Source organism: Shewanella sp. Arc9-LZ, assembly GCF_010092445.1.
Taxonomy (GTDB): Bacteria; Pseudomonadota; Gammaproteobacteria; order Enterobacterales; family Shewanellaceae; genus Shewanella.
The window spans coordinates 1511267-1523860 of the sequence record NZ_CP048031.1 but is presented as its reverse complement, the minus strand read 5'-3'; the positions used below and the strand labels follow the sequence as shown (position 1 = coordinate 1523860).

At 42.1% G+C, this 12594-nt stretch carries 13 protein-coding genes; all 13 read right to left on the bottom strand.

Going from position 1 to position 12594, the window contains the following annotated elements; translation table 11 throughout:
• Positions 1 to 24: 24 nt before the first annotated feature.
• Positions 25 to 2124, bottom strand: a complete 2100-nt coding sequence (gene flhA, locus GUY17_RS06575; protein WP_011636670.1) for a flagellar biosynthesis protein FlhA — start codon at positions 2122 to 2124, stop codon at positions 25 to 27.
• A 116-nt stretch (positions 2125 to 2240) separates the two neighbouring features.
• A complete protein-coding gene (gene flhB, locus GUY17_RS06570; RefSeq protein ID WP_162022666.1) occupies positions 2241 to 3374 on the bottom strand; it encodes a flagellar biosynthesis protein FlhB in 1134 nt (377 codons plus the stop codon).
• Positions 3375 to 3383: 9 nt separating this feature from the next.
• The gene (gene fliR, locus GUY17_RS06565; protein WP_162022665.1) at positions 3384 to 4187 is read right to left on the bottom strand and encodes a flagellar biosynthetic protein FliR; all 804 of its coding nucleotides are present in this window, start codon (positions 4185 to 4187) and stop codon (positions 3384 to 3386) included.
• A gap of 3 nt (positions 4188 to 4190) precedes the next feature.
• Positions 4191 to 4460 (bottom strand): flagellar biosynthesis protein FliQ, encoded by a 270-nt coding sequence (gene fliQ / locus GUY17_RS06560; protein ID WP_011636667.1) that lies wholly within the window; start codon positions 4458 to 4460, stop codon positions 4191 to 4193.
• Positions 4461 to 4472: 12 nt separating this feature from the next.
• A complete protein-coding gene (gene fliP, locus GUY17_RS06555) occupies positions 4473 to 5234 on the bottom strand; it encodes a flagellar type III secretion system pore protein FliP (RefSeq protein ID WP_162022664.1) in 762 nt (253 codons plus the stop codon).
• Positions 5234 to 5614: a flagellar biosynthetic protein FliO gene (gene fliO, locus GUY17_RS06550; RefSeq protein WP_254439914.1), complete on the bottom strand. Its 381-nt coding sequence runs from the start codon at positions 5612 to 5614 to the stop codon at positions 5234 to 5236. The genes fliP and fliO overlap by 1 nt, the downstream gene beginning before the upstream one ends.
• A gap of 114 nt (positions 5615 to 5728) precedes the next feature.
• Positions 5729 to 6112 carry a flagellar motor switch protein FliN gene (fliN, locus tag GUY17_RS06545; protein ID WP_101085382.1) on the bottom strand — a complete coding sequence of 128 codons (384 nt, stop codon included), beginning with the start codon at positions 6110 to 6112 and terminating at the stop codon, positions 5729 to 5731.
• 11 nt (positions 6113 to 6123) lie between these two features.
• The gene (fliM, locus tag GUY17_RS06540) at positions 6124 to 7152 is read right to left on the bottom strand and encodes a flagellar motor switch protein FliM (RefSeq protein WP_011636663.1); all 1029 of its coding nucleotides are present in this window, start codon (positions 7150 to 7152) and stop codon (positions 6124 to 6126) included.
• 29 nt (positions 7153 to 7181) lie between these two features.
• Positions 7182 to 7703 carry a flagellar basal body-associated protein FliL gene (gene fliL / locus GUY17_RS06535; RefSeq protein WP_162022663.1) on the bottom strand — a complete coding sequence of 174 codons (522 nt, stop codon included), beginning with the start codon at positions 7701 to 7703 and terminating at the stop codon, positions 7182 to 7184.
• A 93-nt stretch (positions 7704 to 7796) separates the two neighbouring features.
• Positions 7797 to 9290 carry a flagellar hook-length control protein FliK gene (locus GUY17_RS06530; protein ID WP_162022662.1) on the bottom strand — a complete coding sequence of 498 codons (1494 nt, stop codon included), beginning with the start codon at positions 9288 to 9290 and terminating at the stop codon, positions 7797 to 7799.
• 307 nt (positions 9291 to 9597) lie between these two features.
• Entirely contained in the window at positions 9598 to 10044 is a 447-nt protein-coding gene (gene fliJ, locus GUY17_RS06525; RefSeq protein ID WP_011636660.1) for a flagellar export protein FliJ, read from the bottom strand.
• 5 nt (positions 10045 to 10049) lie between these two features.
• On the bottom strand, positions 10050 to 11390 hold the full coding sequence (gene fliI, locus GUY17_RS06520; RefSeq protein WP_162022661.1) for a flagellar protein export ATPase FliI: 1341 nt from the start codon (positions 11388 to 11390) through the stop codon (positions 10050 to 10052).
• Positions 11371 to 12582, bottom strand: a complete 1212-nt coding sequence (fliH, locus tag GUY17_RS06515; protein WP_162022660.1) for a flagellar assembly protein FliH — start codon at positions 12580 to 12582, stop codon at positions 11371 to 11373. Before fliH ends, fliI begins: the two co-directional genes overlap by 20 nt.
• Positions 12583 to 12594: the final 12 nt, after the last annotated feature.

Below are 12594 nucleotides of genomic sequence, written 5' to 3'. Positions count from 1 at the left end.
CACCTCTATAAACAGACGTTATCACTATTGGCCTACTGCAGAAACAATTCTAATTTGTTTCTCGTCCGGGATTTCCTGATATGAAATCACTCGTAAATTTGGAATAGTGTATTTAACAAATCTTGACAGCGTTGACCTAAGCATACCCGATGTCAATAAAATGGCTGGTTGTCCTACCATTTCTTGCTTCTGTGCAGCGTCTAATAATGACTGCTGCATACGCTCTGCAAGACCAGGTTCAATATTAGGTCCTTCACCGCCAGTCGCCTGCATAGACTTATGCAACATCTGTTCCAACTCTGGCGCCAATGTTATGACAGGGATTTCGAGTTCTGGTCCAGAGATTTCTTGTACGATCATACGTTTTAACGCTATACGCACTGCTGCCGTTAATACTTCAGTGTCATTGCTCTTAGTACCGTACTCTAATAGTGTCTGCACTATGGTGCGTAAATCTCGTACCGATACCCCTTCGTTAAGTAAGTTCTGCATCACTTTAACAACTGATCCCAGAGGCATGACATCTGGTACAAAACCATCCACTAATTTAGGAGAGTTCTTAGCAAGCATATCCATTAACTGCTGGACTTCTTCGTAACCTAATAACTTAGCAGCATTATTACTCAGTAACTGGCTTATGTGAGTCGCTACAACCGTTGCAGTATCAACGACGGTATAACCTAAAGTTTGTGCATGTTCACGTTGCTCTGGCGCTATCCAAACTGCCTCTAAACCAAAAGCTGGGTCGCGAGTTTCAATACCGTCTAGTTTACCGTAAACTTGGCCAGGATTAATGGCTAATTCACAATCATGCCTAACTTCAGCCTCACCCACTACGACACCCATTAACGAAATTCGATACGCATTGGGTGATAAGTCTAGATTGTCACGAATATGCACCGCTGGCACTAAAAAACCTAATTCTTGTGACAGTTTTTTACGTACGCCTTTGATCCTGCCTAATAATTCACCACCTTGAGACTTATCAACCAGCGGAATTAAGCGATATCCGACTTCAAGACCAATAGTATCAACATGGCGCACATCGTCCCAGCTTAAATCTTTAGGTTCTTTATCCTTGCTCTCAACAGGCCCTTTAGTTGCTAACGTTAGTGCAGCTTGCTTTTTGTCAACGTTACGCTTGTAAATAAAGTACGCAGCACCAGCGGTAATAAATGCAAATGTCAAAAACGCAACATGAGGCATACCAGGCACAATACCCATAATAAAGAGTAACCCAGCTGCAATGGCTAATGATTTATGACTGTCAAACATCTGACTGAACATCATTTGGCCCATATCGCCTGACTCGTTTTGACGCGTCACCATTAAGGCCGCGGCAATAGACAGCAATAAACCGGGAATTTGCGCAACTAAACCATCACCGATGGTCAGTAAGGTATAAATTTCAACCGCGCTAGAAAAGTCTAATCCATGCTGGATCATACCAATCACAAATCCACCAATCATATTGATGACTAGGATCATGATCCCTGCAATGGCATCACCTTTAACAAACTTTGAAGCACCGTCCATCGCACCGTAGAAATCGGCTTCACGAGTTACTTCAGCACGGCGGATCCGCGCCTGATCTTGGGTTAATGTGCCAGCATTTAAATCAGCATCAATGGCCATTTGCTTACCCGGCATTGCATCTAAGGTAAAACGAGCACTCACCTCAGCAATACGCCCCGCACCTTTAGTTACCACTGCAAAGTTAATGATAATAAGGATAATAAACACCACTAAACCAACGGCATAATTGCCGCCAATAACCACAGAACCAAAAGCCTCAATGACTTTACCCGCAGCGGCACCACCATTATGACCTTCAAGCAATACAATACGGGTAGAGGCGACGTTTAGAGCGAGTCTTAGTAACGTTGCAATTAATAATACGGTAGGGAAAGCAGCAAAATCGAGTGGTCTGTCAGCATAAATAGCAACTAAGAGTACAACTAAAGCCAACGCAATATTGAATGAAAACAGAATATCTAGCAAAAAAGCAGGAATAGGTAAAACCACCATTCCTAACGCAGCAAGTACTAATAAAGGCGTTCCGATCCCTTTAAAAGTAGATACTTTCATTTGTTTCATTTGGCCAAAAGCTGCTTTTGCATCCATATTAAGATGAACCCTTTATGTCAGATCACGGCGTCAATGGACTGTTATTTGACGCGAATAAACATACAAAGCAAAAATTAAGCCATAAATGTTATCTATCTAAAATAGATTAATTATTAGTGCTTTAAATCATCTGGTATGGGTTGTTTAAGCGGGATAGGTTTTGGCCTACGACCTTTACCTTTTTGATATTGCCTAAGCTGGAATACATAAGCCAAGACCTGCGCAACAGCAGTAAATAAACCTTCTGGCACTTGTTGATCCACTTTAGTCGTGTGGTAAATAGCACGAGCCAACGGCGGGGCCGATACAATAGCAACGTTATGCTCTCGAGCTATTTCACGTATTCTAAAGGCTACGTCATCGACACCTTTAGCGATTAGAAAAGGGGCTGATGATCGGCTTACATCGTATTTAACTGCTACTGCATAATGTTCTGGGTTAACCACAATAACATCCGCATTAGGCACCTCGGTCATCATGCGTCGTTGCGCCATCTCCTGCTGCATTTGTCTTATGCGGCCTTTAACCTCAGGTTTACCTTCAGTATCTTTATACTCGTCTTTGACTTCCTGCTTGGTCATTTTTAACTGTTTATTGTGATTCCAAATTTGAAATGGCACATCAATAATAACGATTAATAACATCGAGCTGCAAAGTAAGATGAACATCCAAATAAGTAAATCTAGAGCATGGTATACATTACCCGGGAGATGATCACTGGACAGAGTCAAAATATCGTAGAAATAAAATTTTAATAAAAAATAAGCCGATAATGCTACCACCGAAAACTTAGCAATACCCTTAGTAAGCTCAACCAATGCCTGGGTGCCAAACATACGCTTAAAACCGTTCATGGGATTTAACTTACTGCCTTTAGGCATAAACGCTTTGACTGAAAAAGACATGCCACCTAACACAATATTGCCTAGGAAAGACACAAACGCCAGCAAAGCAATAAAGCTAATTAATGGCCCTGCAAGCTCATTGCCGACGACCCCCCATACTCGGAACATGGAGTTAGTATCAAAAATCTGATCGCGCTCCATGGAAAGTATCTGCTCCATAATGGTATAGAGGCTTTTGGCAATAGCCGGACCTGTCATCGAAAACCCAACAGATGCAGCAAGCAAAACCGCTGCGGTACCTAACTCTTTAGAGCGGGCGACTTGACCTTTTTCTCGAGCTTGTTCAAGTCGCCTTCCTGTGGGTTCTTCAGTGCGTTCTTGACCGCTGTCACTTTCTGCCATATGTGCCCCTTAAAATACCACTGAGCCATTAAGTTGACATTGAAGTTGCAAAACGTCACACATAAGTAATTGCGCAGCCATCCATACTTCATCAAAATGCGCCATGATAGGTGCTAACGTTAACCACAAAATCAACAAACCACTAACCATAGTGACAGGGAAGCCAATAGAGAAAATATTCAACTGAGGCGAGGCTCGAGTCATTACACCAAAGGATAAATTGATTAATAACAACGCCACAATGGCCGAAATCGACATTGTTAATGCCGAACCAAACATAAAGCTACCCCAATCAGCAAGCGCACGATAATTGGCGATTGATATACCTTGATTTGAAATGGGAATAGTTTCAAAACTGGCCACCAGCATACGTAACATTAACAAATGGCCATCAACAGCTAAAAAGATAAGTGTTGCCAATAATAGAAAAAAGTTACCCACAACAGGCGTTTGTTCACCAGAACCGGGGTCGACCATGGAGGCAAAACCTAAACTGGTTTGCATACCAATTATTTGCCCTGTTAATACAAAAGTTTGCATCACCATTAAGGTCACAAATCCCATGGTGACGCCAATTAAAATTTGCTGAGCAATGACAAAAACTGAACTCAATGCCAGTAACTCGACATTTTCAATAGGAGGTAAAATAGGCGCAACGGCCATCGTTATCGCCACGGATAACATCAATCGAACTCGAGCGGGAGTCGTATTGGCGCCAAATACTGCCATCACCATGAGCATGGATGAAATACGGAAAAACGGCAAAAGATATGCGGCAATTGTTTGACTGATTTCATCAAACAAAATATCCATGGCTTAACCTATAACCTGTGGGATGAGATTAACCATCTCAAAGAAAAAATCCATCATGGTTTGTACTAGCCAATGGCCTAAAAACATCAACGCGAATAACGTCACCAATAAACGTGGTAAAAAGCTTAAGGTTTGTTCGTTAATAGATGTCGCGGCCTGAAATACCGCCACAATTAAACCGATGAATAAGCCTGGTAAAATAATCGCTGACACAATCAGTACGATAACTGACAGTGCTTCTCGAAAGATATCAATGAGCGATTCTGGAGACATAAATACGCGGCCTTATATTCCGAAACTATTCGCTAATGTGCCCATCACTAAGCCCCAACCATCGACGAGTACAAACAACATAATTTTAAATGGCAGTGACACAATCATCGGTGACAACATCATCATACCCATGGCCATTAGAATACTGGCAACGACCAAATCGAGTACTAAAAAAGGCACAAACAGCATAAAGCCAATTTGGAACGCCGTTTTAAGTTCACTGGTAATAAACGCTGGGATCACCACGCTCATTGGTGCTTGCTCAGGAGATTGAATGTCTTTGTAACCAGAAATTTCAATAAATGTTTGTAAGTCTGTGGTACGCACTTGCGATAGCATAAATGTTTTAATGGGTTCTTTACCAACATCATAAGCTTGCGTTAAGGTCATGGTTTCATTGATATAAGGCTCTACAGCTTCAGCATAAATCTTATCAAAAACCGGTGCCATAATAAAAAACGTCATGAACAAACTGATGCCAATTAATACTTGGTTAGAGGGTGTTTGTTGTAAACCTAACGCTTGTCTTAATATCGATAGCACCACAATGATGCGGGTAAATGAAGTGAGCATTATGACCATTGCAGGAATAAAACTCATTGCTGTCATCAGCAATAAAATCTGCATTGTTACCGAATATTCAGTTGTTCCGTCTGCAGCTGTTGTAACCGTTAACGCAGGTAACACCCCATCTTGAGCCAGTGCTGAAGGCGATAAAACCATTGCCACTAGCGCCATCATCGCCAATACTAATGCTGTTGTGTACTTATTCATTATTGCTGTTCCTTGGCTTGTTTTAGACGGCTAGCAAACGAAGAAATGGGAACGTCGACGGGGGTGGCTAACTTATCAATCAGATTAATCTGTTGCGAGGTTACACCAAGTAGATATTGCTGGCCATTGACCTCCACCAATACCACTTTTTCACGTTGACCGATGGGAGTTACTGCAATCGTTTTAATCACACCGCCATTAGATGGCACTAACTTAAGACGTTTTACAATATAAGCTAACAAAAAAATAAGCGCTAATACGACAATTAATCCACCAACCATGTTGGCTAATGTTGCCACATTAGACACTTCAGCGGGATGAGCAGAGGTATTTTTAGCCAGAGTACTAGACACTTCAGGGACGCTTAACGCCTCACTCATAATGCTCAGCATTAGTATCATATTCGCCACTGCTATTCCTTGTTTGTGCAACCAACTTAGCAAAGCTCAACACACGCCAATCTTTGCTATATTATTGTTTATTATATTTTTTAGTTATTTAAGTTTTTTGATACGTTCTGTTTGGCTAATAACATCCGTTAAGCGGATACCAAATTTGTCATTCACTACCACAACTTCACCATGAGCAATCAGGGTTCCATTAACCATAACGTCTAAAGGCTCACCGGCTACACGATCAAGTTCGACCACCGAACCTTGGTTGAGCTGGAGTAAATTACGGATACTAATAAAACTGCGACCCACTTCCATGGAAATCGTTACCGGAATATCTAGAATACCGTCTAACTTGGCAGCTTCTTCTTTCGTGATAGGTCTGGAATCATCGACTAATTCATCAAGCTCTACTTGTTCTGCTTCTTCTAAAGCCTGCTCCGCCATTGCTGCAGCCCAGTCATCGCCTGTATCTTCTGTGCTCATTCTACTTCACCTTATAAATCTGAAATATCACGCGACTTGCCTTTGCGAGTCACTAATTGCATCTCTGTTTTAACCGTTTCTGGCCGCGGAATTTTCTCACTGATTTTTAATGCTAAATTATCGCGCGATTTACCCATTTTACAACGATAAGTCGGTAAACCTTCAATTCGCATCATAATGTGTTCAGGTAAATCTATCGGGATAATATCCCCAGCTTTAAACCCCATCACATCACGTAATGTCACTTCATGTTCAACAACATTGACATCAAAACCGACCTGCACGTCCATGATTTCATCACGTAATGCTTGCGACCAGCGCATATCAGTATCTTGTTTATCACTTTGAACACCGGCATCGAGTAATTCACGAATGGGCTCAATCATCGAATACGGCATGGTAATGTGGAAATCACCACCGCCGCCATCAACTTCGATATGGAACGAATTAATCACGACCACTTCTGTCGGGCTGACAATATTCGCCATTGCAGGATTCACTTCAGAGTCGAGGTACTCAAACTCCACATCCATTACTGGTGCCCATGCTTCTTTATAATCTTCAAAAATAATTTTAAGCAACAACTGTACAATACGGCGTTCTGTTGGTGTAAATTCACGGCCTTCAATTTTGGCATGAAAACGACCATCACCACCAAAGAAATTGTCTACCAGAATAAAGACTAAACGTGCTTCCATGGTGATTAATGCAGTGCCTTTAAGTGGACTGAAACGCACCATATTTAAACTGGTTGGCACAAATAAAGTATGTACATACTCGCCAAACTTCAGCATTTGTACGCCATTGATCGACACTTCGGCTGCGCGACGCATCATGTTAAACATACTGATGCGTAAATGCCGTGCAAATCGCTCATTTACGATTTCAAGCGTGGGCATACGGCCACGCACAATTCGATCTTGAGAAGAGAAATCATAAGAACGCGCATCAGCGCTGTCCTCTTCTATCTCATCATCATCAACATCATCAACACCATGCAAAAGCGCATCAATTTCATCTTGGCTTAATAAATCACTCACATCATCGCCTTAGCAGTTAATGCTTTTGGTTATTGCATTACAAAACCAGTAAACAAGACTTTTTCAACAACTTTCTTACCTGTTATTGGTTGCAGCGTATTTTGAACATTGAGTAACGCTAACTGACGTAGCTCATCTTTACCGGCTTGGGTACTGAGTTTTTGTACGTCAGCAGCACTAAAAGTAGTTAGTAATGCATCTTCAATCAATGGAATATGTTTTTGTGTAAGCACACTATCATCACCACGCACCATTAATTGAACTTTAATTTCAACCAGTCGAGCTCGGTCAACGCCGGGCAAATTAAATAGGAAAGGTCTCGGCATACCGACATAATTAGCTTCTTCCATCGACATAGGTTTGGCATCTGTAGATGTCTCTGTTTCTGTCTGAGAGTCAGTATTTTCAGGTTCATCAGAGCCCATAAAAAACCACACGCCGCCCCCAATAAGCAAAGCCAACACTAAACCAATGCCACCAAAGATGACTAATTTTTTGCTTTTTTTTCCGCCTTCAGCGGCTTCATTCAATTCTAATTCTTGTTCAGGCATTCTGGTTCCTAATCAACATTGTGATTAATATTGAAACTTAGTTAAGTAGTCAGCTTTTATTGAAAAGTCATATTATTGCTATAGGTTACCTGCTTAAGCATAATAATCTATAGCTGAATGTAAACTCCTTGATGGATTTGTCATCAAGCTGACCTCTTGTGCTGAAATTTCATCCAACTGACTGTCTCCCCCACCTTGATTAGATGATTGTTCATGCGGTTGTTCACTACCACCATCACCTTGGGACACTTGGCTGTCTGTCAGTTGCAATCCTTCTTGAGCCAGCATATCGCGTAATCGAGGCATAGCTTGTTCAACTATATCGCGGGTTTGCGACTGCGCTACATGAAACTGTACTTGAGTTTGATCGCCCTGGATTTGAATTTTAACCGTTAAATGTCCAAGTTCTGGTGGATCAAGACGAATTTCAGCTTGTTGAATACCATTACTGACCATGGTTATTAACTGCTGTTTCATTACAGGAGAAAAACGCTGGATCATCTCTTGCATCTGAGCACCAGGCTCTCCCTGTGGTCTTAACGATAGCTGAAATTGTGGAACATCACTTTTATGAACCGAGGTAAAGCTACTCTGATTTTGTAACGCCTTACTGTCAGTGTCACCGATGTCAGCCAGAGTATCTAATCCAAAACTAGTTTGATTTACAGCGGTTGAAGGATCACCGGAGGCGCGTTTTGCCGCTAAGGAATCTAGGACCACCGAAAAATCAGCTTTTGCGAGTACTTTGGCATTGTCAGTGTCTAATTGGATGTTGCCATCAATACGAGTTTTGTCACCTAAAATGGTCTCAGGGTCAATTGTCATCGCTGATGTAGCTGCAGTTAACGCTGCAGAACTGCTAACGCCAGAAGCAACAGTTTTATCGACTTTAGCGGTTGCTGAACTCTGGTTTGTCGCACTGACTTGGCCTTGAACAGCTACACTTGTGGCAACTGATTTATCAATTTGGCTCTGTTCTTCACTATTAAGCACACTATCAGGCGATTCATTACTGCTAGTCATAACCTGTGCTTGTAAATTGAAGTCACTAAGTAATTTGCTTAAATCTTGATTGTCTAGAGCTTGTAAATCTTGTGCAGATAAATCAGCAAATGCCATTAAGTTGTCGAGTTCTTCTGGACTAAGCTGAGAAAGAACATCTTTAATAGAAGAAACATCAGCTTCAAGCTCAAGAAGATCTACATCTACGGTATTGCTTTTAGATTCTGTGGAAACTGCTGCGTCCAAATAAACGTCGGATTTATCGACATGCGGCAATTCATTTCCGCCAGAGGAATGACGTTTATTAAATGAATCTGCCATATTAAGTTGAGCAAAAATCAATTCCGCATCAGCATTTTCTTCGGTAGACAACTCGTTTGCTAAGGCAACACTGGTTTTGTCCACTTCAGCATCCATTGACACCTGCGCTGTATTACCACTGCGCCGTATAACAAGATCGGATTCACTCGCCTGATTGAAAGCAGATAAGAATGATGTATTTTCAACATCTTGTACATTCCCCTTCGTACTCACATCGGCAGATTTACTGCTATTGCCAAGTAAGATATTGCTCATCTGCTGCATAATCTACTCCACTCAATCAAACAAGGTTAAGTTATTGGTCATCTAAAAAATTGCTCAGTATTCAAACCTTATGCGTCATATAACGGTTTATTTCGCTATATCAATAAGGTCATCATGAAAACCTTATAAATAGGAATTCACTGTCGCTTCGCTGACGATTTTCATTTCAATTATTGATATTAAGCAATTTAAATGCCAACACTCATTAACTGGTTAATTTTTCGGTGGATTAAATAAACAAAAAGAGTAATGAGAAAAGTTAACCGTAAAACGATATTAGGACTAGAGAGTCATTTGGCAGGTAGTGTTATTTAAGATTTCGGCGAAAATATTGCTGCATAGCAAATTCATCCGACATTTTTTGTTCGCGCTTAGCTTCTATCACCATAGCTTTAGTTGCTTTTTGGCTTAATAGCATCTCTACCGCTTTGCGTTTTTGTTGTTTTTCTTGCCAATGAATTTGACGATAACCGACTTGTTTTTCAGCATCTTTAACCGCGGCAACTTGCTGGGTAATAGCGCTATCGACTTGGCGAATAAATTGATGAAATTGATGGTATTGGTTAGCACGTAATGTAGTCCCTGTGTGCCCTTCCATCTGCTTCATATAATCTAAACGATAGTTGTTTAGCGCGTCCAACTGCCCCTGGCGTTTTTGTTTTTCAAATTGCGCAGACTTAAGCTGTAATGCCGCTTGGTCTTCTGCTGCGGTAGCTAACTTCAATACCGTCAGTAGTGGGTCAGTTCGAGTCATTGATATTATCCCTGACACTGTGCGGCAATTTGAGTCAACATGACTCGGCTTTCTTCAAACGTCACCGGGTCTTTAAACCCCTGCCGCAAAAAGGCATTCATTGCAGGTTGTAAGCGTATGGCATTATCAATCCTAGGATCGCTGCCTTGTGAGTAGGCCCCAATTGAAATCAGATCGCGATTTTGCTGATACAGCGAATACATCTGTTTAACTTTACGCATCGCTTCTAAATGTTCTTCACTTATCACCATTGGCGCGACACGGCTAATCGATGCTTCTACATCAATAGCGGGATAATGGCCCGAATCAGCAAGCTGACGAGATAATACAATATGACCATCTAAAATTGCTCGAGAAGCATCGGCGATAGGATCTTGTTGGTCGTCACCTTCGGTTAATACCGTATAAAAAGCGGTAATTGAACCTTGTCCGGCTCCGCCATTACCCGCTCGCTCGACCAGACGAGGTAACTTAGCGAATACTGAAGGTGGATAGCCTTTGGTTGCAGGTGGCTCGCCGACAGCAAGAGCGACTTCTCGTTGTGCTTGTGCGTAACGCGTTAAACTGTCCATCAGCAATAATACATCGTAACCTAAATCTCTAAAATACTCGGCGATACGCGTGGAAGTTTCACAGGCTCGTAAACGCATTAACGGGGACGTATCCGCTGGTGCCGCCACAACGACTGAGCGCGCACGGCCTTCTTTACATAAAATTTCTTCGATAAACTCTTTAACTTCACGACCACGCTCGCCCACTAACCCCACCACAATAATGTCGGCTTTCGATCCTCGTGTCATCATGCCAAGCAGGACACTTTTACCCACACCAGAACCAGCAAACAAGCCCATTCGCTGCCCTTTACCAACCGTTAACATCGAGTTGATGGCACGAACGCCGACATCTAACGGTTCAGTAATCGCTCGTCGAGATAATGGATTAATATAAGGACCATGACGCGATGCATGTTGATCTGTATTAAGCGGGCCTAAACCATCTAACGGCACGCCGCTACCGTCTAATACTCTGCCTAATAATGATAAGCCTACATTTAATCCTGATTGTTCACCTAAAGGCTTTACACGGGCACCTGGTAAAACGCCTCTGAGCTCTTCAATAGGCATTAAATACAGTAATTTGTCATCAAAGCCGACAACCTCAGCAACCAACTCGCCAACCATGGTTTCAATAGAGCATAAACTACCAACAGGCGCGCGGCATCCAGTCGCTTCAAGCGTTAAACCAACTACCCTAACTAACTGGCCGCTTGCAACTGGTCGCAGCGGTAACACGTGTTTATGATGTACCGCGAATTTGTTCAGTAGTTTATGTTGACGAGTGCTCATCGGTATTTCCTTGAGATAGGTCTTTCGTCTGTTGCTGAGCATCAACCATTTTACCAGCTGTTGAGGTATCGGCTTGTGCATTTGAATTAAGAGGCGCACTTGTATTGAACGTCGTGCTTGTATCGAGAGTTACACCGGCATCAGAATCAACAACATCAGAGTCTTCAGCATCGATTGACGCAGCCGAAGAAGTATCAATTTGTTGAACTAACGGTTCAGTAACCGCATCAGCACCCAGCTCTGACTGATGATCTGTAAAATGATCTTGGCCAATATCTGCTTTATCAGCTCGACTAGTACTATCGGTTCTACCAGCAAGTTCAGCTGCTTGCTGATGTTCATTGAAATTATCGACTGCTGTGGTTTGATATTGTGGATGAGTTGATTTTTGCTGCTGCACATTTTTTGCTAACTGATTTGATTGAGCGTCTAATTCACTAAACACTTGGTTAATACGCTGTTCTACACGTAAATCGACAGCAGAACGAACGCTTTCAATCATACAGTCACCATTAGATAACGTCGGATCGATATCGATTTGCCACTGATTTTTTTGCAGTTGCTCGGCACTGTAACATTGGTTTACGAGTTCAGCATCAGCCTGGTTAAAGCGTAGTTTAACTAACTGTTCTTTTAATGGAAGTGCGTCAACGCCTTGGCGTAGCGCCGATAATATATGCTCTGGATGAGTCTTAAGCTCATGGCCGATAACCGATTTGGCTAAACTGATTGTCATGGCCAACAATTCCGCTTCAATTTCATTATCTAAGATGGATAATGGCAACTCGAATTGGGAAATAATGTGGTTAAGTTGTGCTATAAGCTCATTGGCTTTAATTTGCCCAGCGTCTAATCCTTGTTGCTCGCCTTGAGTAAAACCTTGTTGATGACCTTGCTCTAGTCCTTCTAAACGCCCTTGCTCTAATCCTTGTTGATGACCGTTTTGCTTACCCTGTTCAAACCCTTCTTGCTCAGCTGCAGCACGAATCTCTTCAATTTGCGCCATCGTCGGTGGCGCCATAGACTTCTCAGCCCCAGTAACAGGACTAGGTGTGTGAGCTTCAGCGAAATGTCCAAAAAAATTTGAAGGTTCTAGACTGCTATCTTTGGTAATATCAGGTAGCTGCCAATGACTAAATTCAGCCTCGCTATCGGTAGTGAGTGCATCTTTAGGCGGTTTTGATTCAGGCATAATTCATCACTT